Below are 20,887 nucleotides of genomic sequence, written 5' to 3' on the forward strand. Positions count from 1 at the left end.
CGAGCGCAAGGCTGACCACTTCCTCGCCTTCACCAGCATCGCCTGCACCCTCATCTGCTACCGCAGACTCGCCAAATGAGATGACTTCTTAGAGGCCGTTGGGATGCCGCGACGCTCGACCCATGGAACGGATCACAGAGCTTCGGCCGGTGAACGGCCCGCACGTGTACGGCTACTTGCGTCGGACGAGCAGCAAGGCGAGACACGCTGCCCTTGCTGACTCGCTCGCCGAATACTCCCGACAGCACGAGCTGACGCTGTGCGGTCTCTTCACGGAGTGGGGGCCTGTCACGGAGGTACGGTCGCCGGCCTTCGTGGGACTGCTCGACGTCCTCGTGCTGCCGGATGCGTACGGCGTGGTTCTGCCTGCTCGTGTCCACCTGGGGCCGAAACGCATCGCTGTGGAGCGCGAACAGCAGATAGCCCAGACGAGCACGCGCCTGATCGTGGTCCGGTCCGCCAACCCAAGGCGCGGTGACACGTGCCCGTCGATGCCGGCCCGCGCGCACGGCAGAGAGGGGGGCGTGATGTCTCTGCGTGAGGCACTGCTCGCCGCTCCGCTCGTAGAGGACGTGCCCGGCCTGCACCTGCTCTCGGTCGGCCACGAGTGGGATGTCGTACGGGTGCCCGCCGATGCCGGGTTCCTCGCGCTCGCACAGCTCAGACAGACCGAGGAAGGGCTCGGCCCAGTGCTCTACGACCGTCCGGGCGACCTCCTCTCCTTCGTCGTGCCGACCGGCAGTCGAGGCGCATGGGTTGGCCTGTCAGCGCGGCTGCTGTCCAAGGGCTCATGGCTCGTCGCCCCGAACCCGTACCGCTGCGACGAGTGGTTCGGCGGATGGTGCGAGTTGCCCGACGGCGAGAGGCTCACCGCCCCCGGCAGGCTGCGCCGTGCCCTTGAGCAACAACAGATCGACTCAGCACCACAACCAGAGATCGCCGCAAGGGAGGAGAGGCAAGAATGGAAACCTTCGAACGCGCCCGTCTTGACGCCTACTTCGGGCGTATCGCCACGCACTTCGCTCCCCAGGAGCGCCCGGCCTCGTTCCTGATCACGCATCTTCTGCCGGAGCGCCCGGCGTTTGTGCGGGGCGTGGCGAACGTGACGGAGCTGCGGGCTGTATTGCCCAAGCCGAAGTCCGTACAGGTCGAGGCGCGGCGCCAGGTCGAGACCGACGGGCACGCGTGCGAAAGTCTGACGCGCGAGATGTTCACCGACGTGGACCGTGCCGTGCGCTACGTCGAGGCACGGGCCGCCGGCCGCCCTGTCGTGCTGCTCGACGTCGGCGGGTACTTCACTCCGGCCCTCGGTGCGCTGTGCGACCGCTTCTCCGGGCGCATTTTGGGAGTGGTCGAGGACACCGAGAACGGGCACAAGCGGTACGCCGAGCTCGACAAGCTGCCCTGCCCGGTCGTCTCGGTGGCCCGATCACCGCTCAAGGACCCTGAGGACTTCCTCGTCGGGCAGTCCGTCGTGTTCTCTACCGAGGCCCTGATGCGCACCCGAGGCGACATCCTGCACGGTCGTACGGCGCTCGTGATCGGCTTCAGCAAGCTGGGCAGCTCCATTGCCCGCCTGCTGCATGCCAAGGGTGTACGAGTGACTGTGTACGACATCGACCCCGTACGTCGCACACAGGCCCTCTCGCAGGGCTTCACGGTCGCGCGCGACCGGGCCAGTGGCCTTCAGGACGCCGGACTCGTGCTCTGCGCGACCGGCTCGCTCGCGCTGCGCGGCGAGGACTTTCCCCAGCTGCGCAACGGGGCCTACGTGGCCACCGTGACGAGTAGCGAGGACGAGCTCGAACTCGACGGACTGCCGGACGCCTACGAACGCGCCCACATCGGTGAGCACGTCACCCGCTACCTCACAACCGGCCACTACTTCTACCTGCTCAACGGCGGTAACGCCGTCAACTTCCTGCACGGCGCCAGCGTGGGCCCGTTCATCTTCCTCGTTCAGGCCGAGATCCTGGCTGCCTCTGCCATGCTCGCCCGCGATGAGCTCGACCCCGGTATGCACGAGATCAGCCCGACCGACCGCGCCGCCATCGCGGCGACATGGCTCGACTACTTCAACCGATAGGAGACCTGCCTGTGCCCATCACAGCCGAGCGCATCCGCGTGACCGTCGCTGACTACCTCGACGCCCACCCCGACGAGAAGGGACGTCTCGCACCCGTCCTCGACCTCCTCGATGCCGGGGCCGACCTCACCTCGCGCAAGGAGTTCCGCGGGCATGCCACCGCAGGGGCGATCCTCACCGACCCCGCCGGCCGCGTGCTCCACATCCGGCACCTGGCCCTCGACCGGTGGTTGCTGCCCGGCGGACACCTGGAGGCCGACGACTCCCGGCTCGTCGACGCGGCGCAGCGCGAGCTGACGGAGGAGACCGGGATTCCTGCCTCGGTCGTCGTCCCGGCAGGACTGCACCCCCTGCATATCGACGTGCACCCCATCCCCGCGAACAATGCCAAGGGCGAGCCCGACCACCAGCACATCGACTTCCGGTTCCTCTTCCACACCTCGGCCAATGTCGGCGAGCTGCAAACCGAGGAGGTCACGGCCGCGGCTTGGCGTGACTCCGACACCATCGCGGATGAGACGCTGCGTAACCGCGTCATGCAGGCACTGCGCTGACTGCCCCGACTCGTGCTCTGACGAGGCTGGTTTGCGCCCTGTCCGAAGGCAAGTGCTGGCGGTATGTTCCGCACCCATGAAAGCGTTCCGTACGTATTGGGGTTTTGTAGCTGCTGGAGCGTTGATCGTGGCCTGGGGGAACAGCGGTTCGGGGCTGCTCATCCTGATTCTGTCGCTGGCCGTCAGTGCGTTTGCGCTCTTCCAAATTCCGACGTGGTGTGGCGCTGTGAACCGCGATGGCAAGACGTATTGCCGAAAGAACGCTTCAGGGATCTTGATGGGGTGCAGTTACCGCCAGCACAGATGGCAGAAGCTGAAGCTCGTTGTTCTGCGTAGCAAAGCTGGCGATCTCACGCAGGCAGTCTTTCCGACCGCCAAAGAGAAGTTCGCCGGGTTCATTGCCGTGGGCGGGTTGGCGTCTGCGATCGCCGCCGTCATTGTGCCTCTGATTGCGGGTCAGGGCTGACGTTCATCAGCCCTGCCCTGGCAGCGCCAGGCGCTGCCTCACATATCCGCTGCGCTGCGCGTTGCAGCAGGTGAGAGGTAGTACGTCGTGAGCCCGATGTGAGCCCGGACGCCTTTGAACGGGTTGGCATGGGGCGCGATCATGGATCGAGCACCTAGCCTCTCACCTGCGGCAACGGCATGGGTGATCACGCGTCGTCGTTACCTGGCATGTCGTGTCCCTGACTTTTAATCCATTGGTTCAGGGTTCGAGCCCCTGATGGCCCACCGCATGCGGCGCGGATCGGCGCCGCTGACCTGCGAGGTAGCGCCTCGGCCGGGGATCACCGGCCGGGGCGTTCCGTCTTTTCGGCCTCTTGCGTGGGCTGGGGGCGCTGTCTGGACTCCAGCTCGGCGTGGGAGGCCGGAGCGAAGGTGATCAACTGCTGGGCGGTGGCGCCGTTCAGTGCCGCTCTGAGCTTGCGGTGGACGCGCTGCCGGGGCGTGGGCCCCCCGCCTTCCGGAACGGCTGCATCCCGGCCGGTACGGCCCTCTCCTCGGTCAGGGTGCCGCCGCCACCGAGCAGCTCGCGTAAGGGTGTTGGCGGGGGCGGCGATCGGTGCGGTGTCTCGTCAATGTGTTCCCCGAGGGTCACTCGGAAGTGATCTTGCCAACCCGGCACCCGTGTGACTTTCTGGAATCAACATACAACCGCTTGTAATGGGCGGTTGGTGAATGGTGAAGGGATGACAATGAGCACTCCCCAGACGGCAAGCACGGGTGGCGAGGACTCCGCCCCTCCGATCAGCACGGTCGCGGGCACCGGGGTCGCGGGGTTCAAAGGGGACAACGAGCCTGCCGTTTCGGCCCAGTTGAACCGCCCGTACGGGATCGCGGTGGACAGCGCCGGCACCCTCTACTTCTCCGACTACAACAACCACCGGGTCCGGAAGATCACGACTGACGGGAAGATCAGCACGGTCGCGGGGACCGGGGCCGCGGGCAACCGGGGCGACAACGGCCCTGCCGTCTCGGCCCAGTTGAACTGCCCGCGCGAGGTGGCGGTGGACGGCGAAGGCGCCCTCTACATCGTCGATGCCAATAACCACCGGGTCCGGAAGGTCGCGGCCGACGGGACGATCAGCACGGTCATCGGCACCGGCGCCGCGGGCTTCAGCGGTGACGGCGGCCCCGCCACCGCCGCCCGGCTGAACCTCCCGTTGGGGGTGGCGGTGGACAGCACCGGCGTCCTTTACGTCTCCGAGTACCACAACAACCGGGTCCGGAAGATCACGACTGACGGGAAGATCAGCACGGTCGCGGGGAACGGGACCGCGGGCTCCAAGGGCGACGGCGGTCCGGCGGTCTCGGCCCAGCTGAACCGCTCGCACGGAGTGGCGGTGGATGGCGAGGGGGTCCTCTACATCGCGGAGTACGGCGGCCACCGGGTCCGGAAGGTGGCGGTGGACGGGACGATCAGCACGGTCGCCGGTACGGGCGCCGCGGGTTTCGGCGGTGACGGCGGCCCGGCCGCTTCGGCGAAGCTGAACGGCCCGGTGGGGGTGGTGGTGGATGGCGAGGGTGTTCTCCACATCGCGGAGTACGGCGGCCACCGGGTGCGGAAGGTGGCGGTGGACGGGACGATCAGCACGGTCGCCGGTACGGGCGCGGCGGGCTTCGGTGGTGACGGCGGCCCGGCCGCTTCAGCCCAGCTGAACACCCCGTACGGGCTCGCTGTGGACTGCGTCGACACCCTCTATATCGCCGACTTCGTCAACAACCGGATCCGGAAGATTGCGTCGCCGAAGATGGCCGGGCTGCCCGATTCGGGCACGGTGGTCTCCTGGGCGAGCGTCCGGAGCAGGTTGCGGATGGCGGTCCAGCGCGAGTCCACCAAGGACGGAGCCGAGATCCACCAGTCCCTCGCCACCCCGAGGGGCCACCAGCGGTGGCGGCTGATCGCGGCGGGCCAGGACAACGGCGATGTGCTGTACCGGATCGAGAACGTGCGCAGCGGCAAGGTCCTGGAGGTCGTCGGCGCGCAGGAGAGGGCCGGGGCGGTGGTCGCGCAACGTGCCTACGAAGGGGACGACGCACACCACCAGCAGTGGCGGCTGATCCCGGTGGGCTCCGTGGCCGACACCCCGCGGGTGTACGAGATCGCGAACCGGAACAGCGGTCTGCTGCTGCGGGTCGACACCAATGCCCGCACGGTGATCAAGCAGCACGGGGCGGAGGGCGACCACCGGGAACGGCAGTGGCAGCTGCTGCCCGTATGACGCACGAGGGGGCAGGGGCGAGATCGCCCCTGCCCCCTCGGGAGCCGTGCACTGCGTCGTGCACTACTGGGAATCGGATGTGCCCTCGGCGGCCGGCTTGGGTGCCTCGGGGGTTTCCGGAGCCTTGGGAGGCTTGGAGAAGTCGCTCTTCTTCGGCTTGCTCTCCAGGTCCTCGTCCTTCTGCAGGCCGCTGTGCTCCGTCACCGTCGCACTCGACTCCTGCATGCCGGCGGACGCTGCCGTGGACACCGAGCTGGGATTCCCGGCGTACTGGGCCTGCGCGCCGGCCGACTCCTGGGTGGTCTGGATGAAGGAGCCGAGGAAGCCCAGGACGGCCCGCGCTTCGGGCGACTGCTCCTGCACGACCTTCGCGCGGGAAGTGGCCCCGTGGATCGCGTTGTTGAAGAGGCTCGTGCTCGTGTCGTCGTATGTGCCGTCGTCGGCGTCCTCGAAGTCGACGCCCGCGCCCGGCTGCGGCTTGGTGCCGTCGGTGGTTACGGAGAAGAGCCCCGCGCCTTTGCCTGCGAAGCCGAAGATGTTGTCGAACACCATGTCATCACCCCTGATCGTCGTCGTGGTGGCGCCGCCCGCCCGGTCAAGGCTGCTTGTGCAGCGCTCGTTGGCTGTCCGCCAGGCTCTCGCCGTCGAACATCGTGTGGTGGACCTCCAGGGCGGAGACGACCTCGGCCAGCCCCTTCATGCGGAAGCCGCCGCCCGCCAGGTCGAGGTCGCCGATGTCGCGGGCGACCAACTGGTCGAGGCCGGGGTAGTCCCCGGGCTGCGGGGGAGAGAGGACCTTCACCGGCACGTCGTACTTCACCGCGAGCAGCCCGGAGAAGGTCACCGGGATCTCGTAGGTGTACTGCTTGTGCGTACGCCGCTGCGTGACGAGGGTCTTCACGCGGGAGTCCGGCTCGATCTCGCCGGAGATCTGCGATTTGGACGTCCAGCTGGTGGTCAGGGAGCCGCCGACGGAAGCCGTGATGCCCAGCGCCAACTGGGCGTTGAGCGTCGCGCTGCCGGTGGCGCTGCCCGTGGTCGTGAACGCCGCCGAGTTCGTGACCGAGTTCGTCGCGGAGTTCGTTGCCGAGTTCCTCGTGGACGCCTCGGTGGCGTGGGCGTTGTCCACGCCGACGCTGTCCTTGCTGTTCTTGTTGGTCACGGTGTCCGTGTTCCGGTTCGCCACTTCGTTCTGGCTCTGCGCCTGAAGCTGCGACTGGAGGTCCAGCTTGAGCTGGTTCTGCAACTGGAGCTGGAGCTGCGCGCTGACGCTGCCGCCGAAGGTGAGCTTGGCGTCCCCCTGGAGCGACCAGGTGACCCCGTTCGACACGGTGAAGTCGACCGAGTCGGTGAAGGTCATCTTGGACGTCCGGCTGCGGTTGACGTAGGCGCGCGAGGAGAAGGTGTCGGGCGGGGGCTGGCTGATGTTGCCCCGCTCCTCGATCAGCGGCTCCCCGAGGTTCATGTAGGCGAGCCAGCCCAGCTTGGACGCGGAGCCGGGGAAAGCGCCGAAGCTCGACTTGTTCACGGAGAATCCGACGGGCTTGTGCTGCACGCCGTAATCGTCGACGTAAACCAGGTTGGGGTGGTCCAGAACGGACTGCCAGGTCTGCTCGATGCCGAGTTCCCGCAGGTTTTTCTTCGTCAGCGGCTGGCGCTTGGCCCGTTCCAGGTTGTACGCGTTGGAAGGCATTTCCCCGTCCTCGACTAATTCTGGTCGAACCGTGCTCGGTGAAGTGGAAATAGACATATGCGCATGTTCCGAAAATCGAAGTTATCACGGGGTCCATTGCCCGGGAAGGTGCCTCCGAAGATCACGCTCAATCGGGTGAACGGGGTTCGCCGACCGCCCCCAACTCGGGGGAAACGGCGGTAAGTTGAGGCGCTGTCGATCACTCGGCCGATGCCCTTCAGGCAGCCCTGTCCACGGGTGTTGTGGCCTCGGTCGTTGCCGTGCATGAGGGTGTGGGCTTCGGTCTTCCATTCACCTTCGGATTCGTCTCGACCGAGGGCGATTCGGCCTGCGGTGATTCCGCGTGATCGACCACTGGACTGAGTGTCCGACGCGTTGTTCTCCATATTCAGAACAGGTGAGGTTTCCGCGATGTACACCCAAGAACGCACGACGATGGCGAATTTGGTGGTCGGCGGCCCGGTAGCGGTGAACAGTTATGACAACGCAATCGTGGCAGCGCTGATCGAGAACCGGCCGGTCATGCTCGTCCACGCCTTCAACGGCGGCTATCTGCGGCCCGCCGAGCTGAAGGAGGAGAGTCACGACAAGGGGGTCCAGCTGGCCACCGCGCTCGACCCGGCCACCAAGGAGGCGCAGGGCCACCTCTGGCACATCACCCCCGCCGGCTTCTTCGGGCAGCGACCGCTGTACTTCATCGAGAGCGCCGCCGGCCAGGTCTCGCCCAAGCCCGCCGGCGCGGGCGAAGCCGACGCCGGGCGCGGCGACGACGGTGCGCCGAAGCCGCAGCGCAGGCGCATCAGCGTCCACCAGGATGCGCCCAAGAGCACCGCCGACACCGTCCAGGTCGGCCTCCCCGACAGGGTCGGCGACAAGTGGCGCGGGAAGAACGGCGCGCCCGAGGACACCCAGCTCTGGGTCGTCACGGTGACGCCGTGGGGCGGGATCACCTTCGTGCCGATCACCCACCCCGACGCCATCCTCGGGTTCAAGGACCACGCGGTGACGGCCAACAGCGAGGTGCGCCTCACCTACAACTGGGGCGGGGACTTCACCGGGACGGTCATCAACACGTTCTATCCGCGGCTGCCCAACGAGTGGAACGTCCCGTACCACCACGTCTTCACGTGATCCGCGGGCACCGCCGTGCCACACCCGTCCCGAGACAACGCCCGTACCGCCTGGAAGAGGCACCACGATGTCCGTGCCCACGGAAGAACTGAAGCTGGAGATCGTCAACGCCGCCACGGGGAAGCCCCTCGGCGCCAAGGCCGCGCCGAGCGCGGACGGGGCGCTCGTCGTCCGCGACTTCCCCGATGGCGGCCCGAGTCCTGAGCAGTGGCAGCTCGCCCCCGTGCAGGCCGCGCAAGGCGGGCAAGCGCAGGACGACCAGGTCTATGTGATCCGCAACGCGGTCAGCGGCAAGGTGCTCGACGACCCCGCCGCCGCGGACCGCGGCGTCCGCCAGTGGGACGCCGCCGCCGGCAAGAAGGGCCAGCAGTGGCACGTCGTCCCCGTCGAGGGCGAGGCGGGCTGCTACGTCATCGAGGGCGCGACCGATGGCGCCGTTCTCGACCTCGCCGACCCCGGCGATGACGACACCCGGATCGTCCTGCGTGAGCACGACGACAGCGCGGAGAGCCAGCGGTGGCGGTTCGTCCCGGCCGAGCCGGAGCGTCTCAGCGACCCCGTGCTGCGCTGGGCATCCCTGAGCCACTGGAACGGCCGCCGGTCCTGGCGGCTGGCCCGCTCGACCGCGCTGCGGCCGGCACCCGAAGCGACGCCCTCCTTCAGCGACCTGCTGCTGGTCCTGGAGCAGTTCGGGAGCGACCAGGACGCCGGGGGATGGAAGACCGACGGGGCCACCCCCACCCGCTCTCCCGGCGGGCAACCGGGCTGGTGGGCCGGGGCCGGTGCGCGGTTCCTCGCCGACACCACGGGCGCAGGGCGGGAGGACATCGTCGGGCTCGAACCCGCGAAGGGGGCGGTGACGTCGTCCAGCAGAGGCGACGGCACGTTCGACGACGAGCGCGTCCTGCACCGACCCGTGCCCTCCCCGAGCCCCGCGGACCTGTGGACCGTCGTGGACACGACCGGCGACGGCAGGCCCGATGTCGTCGTGCTCGCCGCCGACGGTGTCCGGGTGTCCTCCCAGGACGAGAGCGGGACGTTCGCGCCCGCGGGCGGCGAGCCGGCCCTCAAGGCGTTCGGACACGGCCAGCAGGCCGGCGGGTGGGTTGCCGACAAGCACCCCCGCTTCCTCGTCGACACCACAGGTGACGGCAGGCTCGACATCGTCGGTTTCCACGACGACGGTGTCCGGGTGTCGCTCCAGGACGAGGAGGGAAAGTTCGCAGCGGTCGCCGATGAACCCGTTCTCCGGGCGTTCGGCCACGAGGAGAAGGCGGGTGGCTGGCTTGCCGAGAAGCATCCTCGTTTTCTCGTCGACACCACAGGTGACGGTCGGCTCGACATCGTCGGTTTCCACGACGACGGCGTCTGGGTGTCGCTCCAGGACGAGGAAGGGACGTTCGCCGAGCCCCTGTACGTCCTCGACGACTTCGGGGCCGACCAGGGGTGGAGCTCGGTCGCGGAGCACCCCAGGTTCCTGGTCGGGACCACCGGCGGCGGCGCACTGGACATCGTCGGGTTCGGCCCGCAGGGCGTCGTCGTGTCACGCGGGCGCGGCGACGGCACGTTCGAGCGCCCGAAGCTCGTCCTGAACGACTTCGGGCTCGCGCAGGGGTGGACGGGCGGCAAGCACCTCCGGCTCCTCGCCGACGTCACAGGCGACGGCAACCCGGACATCGTCGGCTTCGGCGACGAGGGGGTCTGGGTGTCGCACAGCCGCGGCGACGGCCGGTTCGAGCAGGCCCAGTTGGTGTGCCGCGGGTTCGGGTACAACGAGGACGCGGGCGGCTGGCGGGTCGACCGGCACCCCCGCTTCCTCGCCGACATCACCGGTGACGGGCGCGTCGACCTCGTCGGCTTCGGTGGCCCTGGGGTGTACGTGGCCCGGAACCTCTTCCGGCGCTTCAGGACCCGGTAACCCTCGCAGGGCGCGGTCGCCGGGTGCGTCCAGGGGCCGGTCGGGAGCATCCGACCGGCCCCTGGCGTCGTGCCGCGTCCCTGGTCCGAAGGGCGGGGCGGCTCAGGCGGGTGACTTCCGGGCGCTGCCGTCGCCGAGGTCTTCGGGGCGGTCCGGTGCCTCGTCGCCCGGCCGGGTGCGCGCGGGGGAGCCGAGGGTGTCCAAGTACCACTGGCCCCAGGTGTCGAGCTGCTTCGCCACGTCCTGGAGGCTGCGTCCGGCCTCGGTCAGGGCGTACTCGACCTTCGGCGGTACCTCTCGGTAGACCGTGCGCTCGACCAGGCCGTCGGCCTCCAGCTCCCGCAGCTGGCGGGTGAGCATGCGCTGGGTGATGCGTGGCAGCGCCCGCTTGAGTGCGCTGAAGCGCAGCGTGCCGTGTTCGATGAGCTGCTTCAGGATGGCCAGCTTCCATCGGCCGCCGAGCACTTCCATGGCGATCTCGATGGCGCAGTACTGGGAGGTGTTCTGTACGTCGCCGCGCACGGCCCCGCCTTTCCCCGTAGGTATACAAAGTGGTACTACGGCACATTCATGACCGTACTTGTCCGCGATGGTCAGGACAGCAGACAGTGCAGTCATGGCGAACTGTGAAGTCGGCCCGCGTACCGCGTCGTTACCGGCAGAGGAGGCGTCGGCGCCGTCGGGGCGACGGTGGGCGGTGCTGGGTGTCCTGTGCACCAGCCTGCTGCTGTGCGGCATCGACCTGACGGTCCTGCACGTCGCGGTGCCCCGGATGAGTCAGCAGCTGCGTCCCACCGGCGCGCAGTTGCTGTGGATCGTGGACGTCTACTCCCTGACGCTGGCCGCCCTGCTGGTGACCTGCGGCACGCTGGGCGACCGCATCGGCCGCAAACGCATGGTGCTCGGCGGCTTCGCGGTGTTCGGACTGGCCTCCGCCTCCGCCGCTTTCGCCTCCTCCACGGGGCAGTTGATCGCCGCACGCGCCCTCCTCGGAGCGGGCGCCGCGATGATCATGGCGTCGACCGTGGCCCTCATCCGCGTCGCGTTCACCGACACCCGCGAGCGGTCCTTCGCCATCGGGATCTGGACCGCGGCACACAGCGTGGGGGCGGCCGTCGGCCCCTTGGTGGGCGGTTTCGTGACGGAGCGCTGGGGGTGGGGCGCCGTCTTCCTCGTCAACGTCCCCATCGCCCTGGCCATCTTCGTCGTCGGCCGGCGTGTCATACCCGAGTCGAAGAACCCCGTTCCCCGCAGGTGGGACGTGGTGAGCGTGGCGCTGTCGATCGCCGGTCTCGCCGGTGTGGTCTTCGCGCTCAAGCGGGCCGGTGAGCACCTTCGGGTGGATCCGGGTGTCGCCGTCGCCGCGCTCGGCGGTGCGCTGCTGCTCGTCGTCTTCGTCCGGCGCCAGCGGCGGCTGGCCGAACCGCTGCTGGACGTCACCCTCTTCGCCGACCGCCGCTTCTCGACCGCCGCCCTCTGCGTCATCGTCTGCTTCGGCAGCTACGTCGCCCTGCTGTTCTTCCTCACACAGTGGCTGCAACAGGTGGGCGGCCACTCGCCGTTGGGGGCCGGGCTCGTGCTGGTGCCGCTGGCCGCCGCCAACGCCGTCGGGGCGGCCACCGCCCCCTGGGTGTCCGGGCGTTGGGGCAACCGCAGGGCGCTGAGCGGGGCGCTCGCGGTCTTCGCCGTCGCGCTGGCGGCGCTGCCGGCCGCGACCTGCGGGTACGGCGCGCTGGTGCCCCTGCTGCTGGTGGCCGGCTACGGCGCGGGGATCGTCATGACACTGGGGGCCGACTCCGTCATGGGCGCCGCCGCACCGGAACGCTCCGGGGAGGCCGCCGCCATCCAGGAGACCTCCTTCGAACTGGGCGCCGGGCTCGGCGTCGCCGTACTGGGCACCGCCCTGACGGCGGTGTACCGCCTGACGATGCCGGCCACCCCCGGCCTGTCACCCGGCCACCGGGCCGCCGCGAGCCGGTCGTTCGCGGCGGCCGACGACATCGCGGACCACCTCGGACGTCCTGCCGCGCGCACGGTGCTGAACGCGGCAGGACGCGCCTACGACCACGGGTTCACCGCGGTCTGCCTCCTCGCGTCCTGCGGCCTGCTCGGCACCGCGCTGCTGGCGGCCGGACTGCTGCGCACCCGGCGCGCCGAGCCCTGACCGCCCCTTCCGTGACCCGTCCGGCCCACGAGGAGTCGCTGCCGGGCCCGGCACCCGAAAACCTGAGGGACGGGTGCCGGGCGCCGACGGACGAAAGGACGGGCAGGGCCGGGCCCGGCGGACGAAGGGGCCGACGGCTCAAGGACGGACGGGCGCCAGGAGCGGGAAGATGCCGGTGCGGATGCGTCGAGGCGGGAGGGCCCGCACGGGCGAAGGGGAACGGCGGGCGCGCCGGGCGCAGATGTCGCCCATCGGCCGCAGGCTGGCGCGCTGGCTGCCCGCGATCCTGATCGCCTCCGGCCTGGTCTTCGACATCGTCACGCCGGCCCGCTACACCGCCTCGCCGTTCTTCTCGGCCGCGCCCCTGGTCGCCGCGCCCCTGCACTCGCTGCGCAGCACGGCCGTCACGGCGGTCGCCGCGGTGGCAGGCGCGGTGTGGGTCGTGACGAGTCACGGCGCCCATGACACCAACGAGTCCGCGACGGAGGTCTCGACGGTCTTCGTCGTCGCCGTCCTCGCGCTCGGCATCAACCGGGTCGTCCGCAGGTCCGACGCCACGCTGGCGTCCGTACGCGACGTCTCGGAGGCCGCCCAGCGGGCCGTGCTGCCCACGCCGCCCGAGCGGGTCGCCGGGCTCGCGGTCGCCGCCCGGTACGTCGGGGCGCAGGCCGACGCCCGGATCGGCGGGGACCTCTACGCGGTGCAGGACACCCCGCACGGCGTGCGGCTGATCGTCGGCGACGTACGGGGCAAGGGCCTCGAAGCGGTGGAGGCCGCCGTGATCGTCATCGGGGCGTTCCGGGAGGCGGCGGAGCAGGAGGCCACCTTGGAGGCGGTCGCGGGCCGGCTGGAGCGCGCGCTGCAACGGGAGGGCGGGCGGCGCGAAGGGCTCGACCAGTTCGAGGGGTTCACCACCGCCGTCCTCGCGGAGATCCCGCCCACGGAACACGTCCTGCGGGTACTCAACCGCGGGCACCCGCCGCCCCTGCTGCTCGCCCCGGACGGCGGGCTGCGGGCGCTGCCCCCGGCATCGGCGGCGCTGCCCCTGGGCCTGAGCGAGGTGGCCGGGTGGCCCGACCGGTCGGACGAGACGTTCTTCCCCGCCGGGTCGGTCCTGCTGCTGTTCACCGACGGGCTGACCGAGGCCCGCAACCGCACGGGAGCGTTCTACGACCCGGTCGCCCGGCTGCGCGGACGCCACTTCACCGGGCCCGACGCGCTCCTGGACACGCTGGTCGACGAGGTCGCCCGGCACACCGGAGGGGCGGGCGCGGACGATATGGCGCTGCTGGCGGTGCAGCGGCCACTGCCGGCGTAGGGCGTCGCGGCGAGGGGTGGCAGGGGTGCCTACGCCGTCCCCGCCACCCAGTGCAGGCTCCGGCCGTGCTGCCCGGTGAGGGCGACCGGACGCTCGTCCAGGGAGAGCGTCAGCAGCGGCTCCCGCTCCGCCGGGCCGAGCACGTCGCTGTGCGGGGCGGCGATCCACGGCAGGACCGAGTGGTGCTCCTGGGAGATCCAGTGTCCTGCCCCCGCCCGCTGGGCGAGCAGTTCCCGCACGCTCGTGGCGAACCGCTCCCGGCGGTCCAGCGGCAGGTAGGTCAGTACGGCGGTGTGGAAGACGACCAGCGTCGCGTCGGCCGGTGCTTCGGCCGCGAGCGCGGGCAGTTCGTCGACGAGGTCGCCACGCACCATCCGGGGGCGCGGCGCTCCCCGTACGGCGTCGACGGCGGCCGGGAGGTGCTGCGCCCGCTCGGTCGCCCCGGGCCATACGAGCGCCTGGAGCCAGCGCAGCGCGTCGGGATCACCGACCGGGTCGAGCGGGTTCAGGTCGATGCCGGCCCGCCAGACGACCTCGGGCAGGCGTCCGGGCGGGGCCGCGGACGCGTCCGGCACCCAGGTCTCCCGGCTCGTACGGCACCGGAACGTCACGGGGCTGTCGTGCGGGCCGACCGCCACGGCCGCGCCCGCGTCCCCGCCGTCATCGAACGCGTACCGGTAGCGGTCCGGGTACAGGCACAGGCCGGCCGACGCGCCGACCTCCAGGAGGGCCAGCGGCTGGGGGAGGCGGGCCAGCAGCGGGAGGAGGGTGGCGCAGCGGGCCGGTTCGTTGGTCTGGGTGGCGCGCCGCATGATCACCGCGCGGACCTCGTCCCAGTGCCTGATGGTCCACTCGCGCCAGCGGCGGTAGGCGAGGTCGCCGCGCGGGCCCTGCTCGGCGTGCGGGCCGTCGAGATGGCGGACGGCGGCGAGGAGGAGGTTGGGCTGCTGCTTGTTGCCGGGTGGCAGCGAGCCCGCCAACAGCTCGCAGAATTCCGGGTCCTGGCTGATCCGCGCCGTCAGTTCCTCGTGGGCCTCGCACTGCCCGCGCGCCTGCCACCAGGAGAAGTCCCGGTAGCGATCCGCCAGTGTCTGCCCGTTGTTGACGAAGTTGACGACCATGATCAGACGCTACTTCCCTCACGTTCCGTGATTGCCGCGCACCCCTCTGCATAACAAGTGATGCACAATCACGCGCAGCCCGTTTCCCGCCAGAGGGTCAACTCGCCCTGTTTAGAACCTTGGTGGGCCTATAAGTCCAGGCCAAAGCTGGTGAGTAGGGGGTGCGGATTCGTGAGAACGCTTGGAAATCCGCGGCCATCTCTATTACTGTCCGATAACGGAGCGCGGTCGTCCCAGCCGTCGCAAGAGGCGGCACCGTGCGCCGACGCTGAATCCTGCAAGCGCTCTTCGGGCGCCTCGGGCATCACGGGCACCACCGCTGGTCACGACCTGCACGTTCACCGCAGCACGCCGCGATACACCGCAGTACCGCAGCATCGAAATTTCACGAACTGCCGTGAACTGCAGGGAACTTCCGTGAACTACGGGAAACGCCCTGGAATGCCGGATGGATCCCGAACCGCGCGGAGGGAACCGGGGAACCACCATCATGGGGTGAATCGGACGCCTCGCGCCAGAGGCCGCCCGTAGGAGACCTTCCTGCTCCGAACCCGTCAGCTAACCCGGTAGGCGAGAAGGAAGGAAAGGAGTGCGCCCCCGTGGCGTCCAACAGGTCTGCCCCCGAGGCTCCGTCCGCCTACGCCCTCGACGACACCGTCCCCTTCGACGGCCCCCGGCCGTCCGGCGGCCTCGGCCGTGACGACGCAGGCGAGGGCCCGTGGGAGGAATGGAACCCCACCGAGGAATCCGTCCGCGCCGCCCGCGGCAAACACCGGGTCGCCAAGCAGCGCAGCGGGGGATTCGCCCGCGGCGGCACGGTCCTCGGTGTCGGTGTCATCGCGGCGGTCGGCGCCGGCGGGATGGCCACGGCCGAGGGAAAGCCGCCGGTGCCGATCTCCGTGCCCGACCTCGGCGCGATCACCGACGACCTCTCGGAGAAGCTGCCGGACGCCGAGTCCCTGCCCGGCATCGGCCCCCTCATCTCGGACGAATCCGACGCGGCAGCCGACTCCGCGGCCGACTCCGCCGCACCGGAATCCGGCACCCCCGCCACCTCCGCCACCCACGCGTCGGCACCGCTCTCCTCCGCCGGCCTCACCCCGGCCGACGGCACCCAGGGGACGGGCGGCGCGGGCGAGGCGCTGCGCAGCCGCATCCTCCAGCAGGCCGACGCGCAGCAGAGCGCCGCCGAGCAGGACGCCCGTGACGCGGCCGAGCAGTCCGCCGTCGAACAGGCCGAGAAGACCGCTGCGGCGGCGCAGAAGAAGGCCGCGGCGGCCAAGGAGGCGGCGCGGGCCGAGGCCGAGCGGGAGGCGAAGGCGGCGGCCCACAAGAAGGCGGAGGCCGAGCGGCTCGCCGAACTCGCCAAGAGCTACCTCCTCCCGGTCACCTCGTACACCCTCACGGCGAGCTTCGGCCAGGCAGGCGACCGCTGGGCCGCCGACCACACCGGCCAGGACTTCGCCGCCCCCACCGGCACTCCCGTCAAGGCGGTGCACTCCGGCACCATCACCCAGGCGGGCTGGGCCGGTTCGTACGGCTACCGCGTCGTCCTCACCCTCGACGACGGCACCGAACTCTGGTTCTGCCACCTCTCGTCCATGGTGAAGACCTCGGGCAAGGTCGGCACCGGCGAGGTCATCGCCCGGGTGGGCGCCACCGGGAACGTCACAGGACCCCACCTCCACTTGGAGGTCAGGCCGGGCGGCGGCGACCCCGTCGACCCCATGCCCTGGCTGCGGGACCACGGCCTGAAGGTCTGACACCGGGCGGGGCGGGCACGGCGGTCACGGCACGGCCGGTCGGCGGGGCGGGTCCGATGAGGCGGGTCCGGCACGGCTGATCGGCCGACGAGGCGGGTCCGGCGCGGCTGACCGGTCGTGGGTCGGGCGGGGGCGGAATATTCCCCTCCCGCCCGACGCTGCCACCACGTATGACCGTTTCACGCAAGAACCTCGGCTCGCTGTCCGTCTCCCCGCTCTCCCTCGGTGGCAACGTCTTCGGCTGGACGGCCGACGAAGCCGAGTCGTTCGCCGTGCTCGACGCGTACGTGGCGGGCGGCGGCAACTTCATCGACACCGCCGACGCCTACTCGTTCTGGGTCGAGGGCAACAAGGGCGGCGAGTCCGAGACGGTGATCGGCAACTGGCTGGCCGCCCGCGGCAACCGCGCCGACGTCGTCATCGCCACCAAGGTCGGCGCCCAGCCGGGCCTCAAGGGCCTGTCCACCGCGACGATCAAGAAGGCCGTCGACGGATCCCTGAGCCGCCTGCGCACGGACTACATCGACCTCTACTACACGCACTACGACGACGAGTCGGTCGAGGTCGCGGAGTTCCTCACCGCGCTCGACGACCTCGTCAAGGCCGGCAAGGTCCGCGAGATCGCCGCGTCCAACATCTCGGCGCCGCGCCTGGAGGAGTCCCTGGCCTGCTCCGCCCGCGAGGGCCTGGCCCGCTACGTCGCCCTCCAGCCGCACTACAACCTGGTCTCGCGCGACACCTACGAGGGCGAACTGGCCGACGTCGCCGCCCGCCACGGCCTCGCCGCCGTCCCGTACTACGCCCTCGCATCCGGCTTCCTGACGGGCAAGTACCGCCCCGGCACGGACATCGACAGCGCCCGCTCGGCCAAGGCCGCCCAGTACCTGGCCACCGACCGCGGCCCCCGCGTCCTCCAGGCCCTCGACACCGTCGCAGCCGCCCACGACGCCGAGATCGCCACCGTCGCCCTCGCCTGGCTGGCCGCCCGCCCCACGGTCGCCGCCCCCATCGCCAGCGCCCGCACGGTCGCCCAACTCCCGTCCCTCCTCGCGTCCTTGGACCTGACCCTCACGGACGCCGAACTGACGCTCCTGAACGAGGCGTCGGCCTGACACGAAGCCCCGTACACCGGGGCGGCACGACAGCCGTACGGGCCGGGGCGCGACTGCCGCCCCGGCCCGTACGGCCGTCCTCGTACGCGCTCCCGCGCCTCACACCCGCCGGTCGGCCACCAGCCACGACGCCAGCGCCATCCCGCCCGCCACCGCGAACACCGAAGGCCACGCCCCGACCTTCTTCGCAAGCGGATGCGACCCGGCAAACGCCGCCACATACACCCCACCCAGCGCAGCCGCAGCCTTCCCCCCGGCCTTCTCCTGCCATCCCTTGACCGCCACCGCCCCGGCCGCAGCCAACACCGCCCCACCCAAGGGCCGCTTCTTCGTCCAGCGGGCCACGGCATAGCCGGCGAGGAGGCCGGTGGTGGCTACGGGGGTGGTGGGGATTTCAGCCATGTTTCTTACCTCTCGCTAACGGAAAACGACGACTGCGCCTTCACTTGACTCTACTTCCATTCTTCAGCATACGAACCGTTAGTCGTTGACTGTGAGGCGTTGGTAGAGCTAGCGCCTCAACATGGCGTTGGTCACAATGCCTGGTCGTTCGAGGTAAGGGCGTGACTAGTTAGCGAGCATCCCCTAAGTGAAGAAGCGGTAGCGCCAGTCAGTTCATTTTTGTTGCGCTTCGGGCGTCGAGGAGGGGCGTGACTGCGACCATTGGGCAGAAAAATGGATGCGTGACTGCATCTCGGGTCTGTTCGGGGGCGCCTAGAGCTATTGCCAGGTGAGCAGTTGGTCGCGGCGTCACCTGAAGCTCCCATACTGGCGTGAATCATTCGAATCAGGGTGGGGGGTATTCATGGCTGATCGATCTCAACTATTTTTTGTGCATGGGTATTCGCGATCTGCTCCTCGATGTAGCCACCACGTTCGACACGACGCTCACGACGACGAGCGGTAATCCCGGGCAGGCTGTGCTCAAGGCAGCTAGCGAGCGGCTGGCCGACGCCCTGCCGTACGGGATGAAGGCCACAGGGCATGGTGGCCAAGGGGGAGCCGCGGCAACGCCATGGATCCGTGTCTTCGACCCGTCTGCCGGCGGGTCAGGTACCAACGGCCTCTACCTCGCCTACATTTTCTCGGCGGATTTGGCATCGGTGACCCTTACACTCCAGCAAGGTGTCACGGCGATGCGTGACGAATTGCGTACCAGAGGGCAGAGGCTGCGGAACCACCTGGCCTTTCGAGCACGGGCCCTCCTGGCTGAGCTTCCCCATGATCTGGTCGCGGACTGGACGGACCGTCCTCAACTGAGGCACCACGAGTGGCGGCCTCGTGCGTACGAGGCAAGTAGCGTGGCCGGCCGCTGCTACGACATAGCGAAGCTTCCCAGTGAAGGCGATCTCTGCGCTGACCTGGGCATCATGGGCATGATTCTGAAGGCGGCGCTTGATGTGGAGGCGCAAGTCCAGGTCGTGAGCGCGCCAGACGGGCCTACCGTTGAGTACGTTCCTCAGGCGCATGCGACATACCGGGGACTGGAGGGTTTCCACCCGAAGACGGGGGATGACTACGTCGCCGAAATCATTGCCCGTCAGCAAACTAAGAAGCAAGTGCACGAAGGTCTGATTCGGAGCTTCGGTCCGTACATTCATGGCAGGGGCTTCATCCCCATCACGGAGAGGGCACACCCTCGCGATCTTGTCCTCCGCTCTGGGGGCGACAATGGAGCCCACGCCACTGAGTGGTTGGTGGAGGCCAAGGCGGTGAAGAAGGGCAATGCCACCCAGGCTGTGCGCGAGGCAGTAGGGCAACTGCTTGAGTACAGCTATTTCTTGTACAGCGGCATGCCCAAGCCGCATCTACTAGGCCTTTTCTCCGAAGAAATTGGCGTCTACACCACGTACCTGGAAGACCACGGGATCGGCGCAATCTGGCGTACGAAGGAAGGGTGGGCGGGCTCCGCATCAGCGATCGCGTGGGGGATGGCCGAAGCCCAACAGTAGGCGTGCGCGACCTTAGTAACCATCGGGCCTCGGCGGGTCGCCGTCGGGTGGCGCCGGAGTGGTGTCCTCCGCACCCCCCACCTCCCACGCATGCAGCAACGCCGGTTCTGCCACCGGTTTGTGGTGCCACAGGTCTCGGAGGAGGGCGGTCTCGCGTTCGGTGAAGTGGGGGGTGGGGCCCGTGAGATGGGCTCGGCGGCGGTGGAAGGAGAGGGTGGTGGCGAGGGTGGTGTAGGTGGTGACGGCTTGGGCGGCGGTGGGGCCGTGGGTGTGGCGGGCCAGGTCGCGGGCGAGGGTTCGGGTTTTGAGGGAGGAGAGGGCGGCGGGTTCGGTGGGGGTGAGCCAGCCGGTGGCGGTGTACGGGGCGAGGTAGCTGTGCAGGGACAGCAGTTCCTGGCGGCGGGCCCAGAGGGCGAACCAGGTGACGGTGAGCAGGACGGGGACGAAGAAGAGGCCGTAGACGGTGAGGAAGCCGAGGTCGTCGAGGGAGGCGGCGGTGTTCCAGACGGCGTGCAGGAGGACGGCGGTCAGCAGGCCGAAGAGGACGAGGGCGACGCGGGACGTGCGGCGGTGCGGGTAGCGGGTGGCGGCGGCGCCGAAGCCCAGGCCCGTGAGGATGGTGAAGAGGGGGTGGGCGAAGGGGGAGACGACGATGCGGAGGAAGAAGGTGCCGGCGGTGAGGGAGTTGAGGCCGGTGTGGCCCATCGAGAGGTCCTGGCCGAAGGCGCTGCCCAGGTAGAGGACGTTCTCGGTGAAGGCGAAGCCGGTGGCGGTGATGCCGGCGATGACGATGCCGTCCGTGATGCCGTCGAAATCGCGTCGGCGGAAGCGGTAGAGGAGCAGGACGGCGGCGGCCTTGGCGGTTTCCTCGACGACCGGCGCTATGACGTTCGCGCCCCATGCCTGGGTGGAGGAAGGGGAGGCGTGGGTGAAGGTGGTGTCCAGCCAGTCGGTGGCGAAGCCGTTGGCGAGGAGTGCGACGAGGGTGGCCGCGCAGGCGCCCCAGGCGAAGGCGAAGACGAGGTTGCGCCACGGCTCCGGTGCGATGCGGCCCAGCCGACGGAACGCGGCGATCAGCAGCGGTACGGGGAAGGCGGACAGGCCCAGGCCGACGAAGAAGCCCTCGGTTCCGGTCTGCCGGCCGATGATCACCAGGATGAGTACGCCGGACCCCGCGAGCAGCAGAATCAGCGCGGCCGTGCGCACGGCCTTGTTGTGCCAGGGCGCACGCCTTCGGGGAGCGCCCGCGTACGCGGAGGCGTACGGGCGGGTGTCGGGCGCGTCCGCCGGTAGGGGCGGAAGCGACGGCGGCGGGGGCGGGTGCACCCGTCGACAGTAACGAGGGGCGCGGG

18 protein-coding genes and 1 riboswitch are annotated in these 20,887 nt (G+C 69.6%); of the genes, 12 read left to right on the forward strand and 6 right to left on the reverse strand.

Going from position 1 to position 20,887, the window contains the following annotated elements; translation table 11 throughout:
• Window positions 1–122 precede the first annotated feature (122 nt).
• The 5 genes from ACIBK8_RS34415 to ACIBK8_RS34435 all read left to right on the forward strand — a co-directional run bounded on the left by ACIBK8_RS34415 (window position 123) and on the right by ACIBK8_RS34435 (window position 5,363).
• A complete protein-coding gene (locus ACIBK8_RS34415; RefSeq protein WP_399046477.1) occupies window positions 123–1,052 on the forward strand; it encodes a hypothetical protein in 930 nt (309 codons plus the stop codon).
• Window positions 962–2,086: an adenosylhomocysteinase gene (locus tag ACIBK8_RS34420; RefSeq protein ID WP_399046479.1), complete on the forward strand. Its 1,125-nt coding sequence runs from the start codon at window positions 962–964 to the stop codon at window positions 2,084–2,086. Before ACIBK8_RS34415 ends, ACIBK8_RS34420 begins: the two co-directional genes overlap by 91 nt.
• Before the next feature lie 11 nt (window positions 2,087–2,097).
• Complete coding sequence (locus ACIBK8_RS34425) at window positions 2,098–2,640, forward strand: NUDIX hydrolase (protein ID WP_399046481.1); 543 nt, start codon at window positions 2,098–2,100, stop codon at window positions 2,638–2,640.
• A 76-nt stretch (window positions 2,641–2,716) separates the two neighbouring features.
• The gene (locus ACIBK8_RS34430; protein WP_399046482.1) at window positions 2,717–3,106 is read left to right on the forward strand and encodes a hypothetical protein; all 390 of its coding nucleotides are present in this window, start codon (window positions 2,717–2,719) and stop codon (window positions 3,104–3,106) included.
• Between the two features lie 730 nt (window positions 3,107–3,836).
• On the forward strand, window positions 3,837–5,363 hold the full coding sequence (locus ACIBK8_RS34435) for an RICIN domain-containing protein (RefSeq protein WP_399046484.1): 1,527 nt from the start codon (window positions 3,837–3,839) through the stop codon (window positions 5,361–5,363).
• A gap of 63 nt (window positions 5,364–5,426) precedes the next feature.
• Here ACIBK8_RS34435 and ACIBK8_RS34440 read toward each other — a convergent pair whose 3' ends face one another.
• Together ACIBK8_RS34440 and ACIBK8_RS34445 are read right to left on the reverse strand one after the other, a co-directional pair.
• A complete protein-coding gene (locus tag ACIBK8_RS34440) occupies window positions 5,427–5,915 on the reverse strand; it encodes a hypothetical protein (protein WP_399046486.1) in 489 nt (162 codons plus the stop codon).
• A 43-nt stretch (window positions 5,916–5,958) separates the two neighbouring features.
• A complete protein-coding gene (locus ACIBK8_RS34445; protein WP_399046488.1) occupies window positions 5,959–7,056 on the reverse strand; it encodes a hypothetical protein in 1,098 nt (365 codons plus the stop codon).
• Window positions 7,057–7,467: 411 nt separating this feature from the next.
• On the opposite strand from ACIBK8_RS34445, the gene ACIBK8_RS34450 reads away from it, so the two are divergent.
• The gene (locus tag ACIBK8_RS34450; protein WP_399046490.1) at window positions 7,468–8,187 is read left to right on the forward strand and encodes a hypothetical protein; all 720 of its coding nucleotides are present in this window, start codon (window positions 7,468–7,470) and stop codon (window positions 8,185–8,187) included.
• Window positions 8,188–8,254: 67 nt separating this feature from the next.
• Window positions 8,255–10,105, forward strand: coding sequence for an FG-GAP-like repeat-containing protein (locus ACIBK8_RS34455; protein WP_399046492.1), 1,851 nt, complete (start codon window positions 8,255–8,257; stop codon window positions 10,103–10,105).
• Between the two features lie 102 nt (window positions 10,106–10,207).
• Here ACIBK8_RS34455 and ACIBK8_RS34460 read toward each other — a convergent pair whose 3' ends face one another.
• On the reverse strand, window positions 10,208–10,627 hold the full coding sequence (locus ACIBK8_RS34460; RefSeq protein WP_399046494.1) for a winged helix-turn-helix transcriptional regulator: 420 nt from the start codon (window positions 10,625–10,627) through the stop codon (window positions 10,208–10,210).
• 94 nt (window positions 10,628–10,721) lie between these two features.
• Here ACIBK8_RS34460 and ACIBK8_RS34465 point away from each other — a divergent pair, with 94 nt between their 5' ends.
• Together ACIBK8_RS34465 and ACIBK8_RS34470 are read left to right on the forward strand one after the other, a co-directional pair.
• Window positions 10,722–12,269: an MFS transporter gene (locus tag ACIBK8_RS34465; RefSeq protein WP_399046495.1), complete on the forward strand. Its 1,548-nt coding sequence runs from the start codon at window positions 10,722–10,724 to the stop codon at window positions 12,267–12,269.
• Window positions 12,270–12,450: 181 nt separating this feature from the next.
• Window positions 12,451–13,587: a PP2C family protein-serine/threonine phosphatase gene (locus tag ACIBK8_RS34470; RefSeq protein ID WP_399046518.1), complete on the forward strand. Its 1,137-nt coding sequence runs from the start codon at window positions 12,451–12,453 to the stop codon at window positions 13,585–13,587.
• Window positions 13,588–13,616: 29 nt separating this feature from the next.
• Here the strand turns inward: ACIBK8_RS34470 and ACIBK8_RS34475 are convergent, their stop codons facing one another.
• Window positions 13,617–14,708 (reverse strand): DUF2332 domain-containing protein, encoded by a 1,092-nt coding sequence (locus ACIBK8_RS34475; protein WP_399046496.1) that lies wholly within the window; start codon window positions 14,706–14,708, stop codon window positions 13,617–13,619.
• Between the two features lie 432 nt (window positions 14,709–15,140).
• Window positions 15,141–15,296: riboswitch (cyclic di-AMP (ydaO/yuaA leader) on the forward strand.
• A gap of 11 nt (window positions 15,297–15,307) precedes the next feature.
• Here ACIBK8_RS34475 and ACIBK8_RS34480 point away from each other — a divergent pair.
• Both ACIBK8_RS34480 and ACIBK8_RS34485 read left to right on the forward strand, forming a co-directional pair.
• Window positions 15,308–16,471 (forward strand): M23 family metallopeptidase, encoded by a 1,164-nt coding sequence (locus ACIBK8_RS34480; RefSeq protein WP_399046498.1) that lies wholly within the window; start codon window positions 15,308–15,310, stop codon window positions 16,469–16,471.
• Window positions 16,472–16,641: 170 nt separating this feature from the next.
• Window positions 16,642–17,583, forward strand: a complete 942-nt coding sequence (locus tag ACIBK8_RS34485; RefSeq protein WP_399046499.1) for an aldo/keto reductase — start codon at window positions 16,642–16,644, stop codon at window positions 17,581–17,583.
• Between the two features lie 99 nt (window positions 17,584–17,682).
• Here the strand turns inward: ACIBK8_RS34485 and ACIBK8_RS34490 are convergent, their stop codons facing one another.
• A complete protein-coding gene (locus tag ACIBK8_RS34490; protein ID WP_399046501.1) occupies window positions 17,683–17,985 on the reverse strand; it encodes a hypothetical protein in 303 nt (100 codons plus the stop codon).
• A 371-nt stretch (window positions 17,986–18,356) separates the two neighbouring features.
• Here ACIBK8_RS34490 and ACIBK8_RS34495 point away from each other — a divergent pair, with 371 nt between their 5' ends.
• Window positions 18,357–19,535, forward strand: a complete 1,179-nt coding sequence (locus ACIBK8_RS34495; RefSeq protein ID WP_399046502.1) for an MrcB family domain-containing protein — start codon at window positions 18,357–18,359, stop codon at window positions 19,533–19,535.
• 12 nt (window positions 19,536–19,547) lie between these two features.
• Here the strand turns inward: ACIBK8_RS34495 and ACIBK8_RS34500 are convergent, their stop codons facing one another.
• Window positions 19,548–20,861 carry a PrsW family intramembrane metalloprotease gene (locus ACIBK8_RS34500; RefSeq protein ID WP_399046504.1) on the reverse strand — a complete coding sequence of 438 codons (1,314 nt, stop codon included), beginning with the start codon at window positions 20,859–20,861 and terminating at the stop codon, window positions 19,548–19,550.
• Window positions 20,862–20,887: the final 26 nt, after the last annotated feature.

It is taken from the genome of Streptomyces sp. NPDC050161 (assembly GCF_044460025.1).
In the GTDB taxonomy this organism is placed as follows: domain Bacteria; phylum Actinomycetota; class Actinomycetes; order Streptomycetales; family Streptomycetaceae; genus Streptomyces.

Bases quoted from the DNA above. Each gene is read 5' to 3' on its own strand.
- ACIBK8_RS34420 (WP_399046479.1), top strand. From the start codon at position 962: ATGGAAACCTTCGAACGCGCCCGTCTTGACGCCTACTTCGGGCGTATC.
- ACIBK8_RS34415 (WP_399046477.1), top strand. From the start codon at position 123: ATGGAACGGATCACAGAGCTTCGGCCGGTGAACGGCCCGCACGTGTAC.
- ACIBK8_RS34490 (WP_399046501.1), bottom strand. From the start codon at position 17,985: ATGGCTGAAATCCCCACCACCCCCGTAGCCACCACCGGCCTCCTCGCC.
- ACIBK8_RS34485 (WP_399046499.1), top strand. From the start codon at position 16,642: ATGACCGTTTCACGCAAGAACCTCGGCTCGCTGTCCGTCTCCCCGCTC.
- ACIBK8_RS34440 (WP_399046486.1), bottom strand. From the start codon at position 5,915: ATGGTGTTCGACAACATCTTCGGCTTCGCAGGCAAAGGCGCGGGGCTC.
- ACIBK8_RS34430 (WP_399046482.1), top strand. From the start codon at position 2,717: ATGAAAGCGTTCCGTACGTATTGGGGTTTTGTAGCTGCTGGAGCGTTG.
- ACIBK8_RS34455 (WP_399046492.1), top strand. From the start codon at position 8,255: ATGTCCGTGCCCACGGAAGAACTGAAGCTGGAGATCGTCAACGCCGCC.
- ACIBK8_RS34470 (WP_399046518.1), top strand. From the start codon at position 12,451: ATGCGTCGAGGCGGGAGGGCCCGCACGGGCGAAGGGGAACGGCGGGCG.
- ACIBK8_RS34475 (WP_399046496.1), bottom strand. From the start codon at position 14,708: ATGGTCGTCAACTTCGTCAACAACGGGCAGACACTGGCGGATCGCTAC.
- ACIBK8_RS34465 (WP_399046495.1), top strand. From the start codon at position 10,722: ATGGCGAACTGTGAAGTCGGCCCGCGTACCGCGTCGTTACCGGCAGAG.
- ACIBK8_RS34450 (WP_399046490.1), top strand. From the start codon at position 7,468: ATGTACACCCAAGAACGCACGACGATGGCGAATTTGGTGGTCGGCGGC.
- ACIBK8_RS34445 (WP_399046488.1), bottom strand. From the start codon at position 7,056: ATGCCTTCCAACGCGTACAACCTGGAACGGGCCAAGCGCCAGCCGCTG.
- ACIBK8_RS34435 (WP_399046484.1), top strand. From the start codon at position 3,837: ATGAGCACTCCCCAGACGGCAAGCACGGGTGGCGAGGACTCCGCCCCT.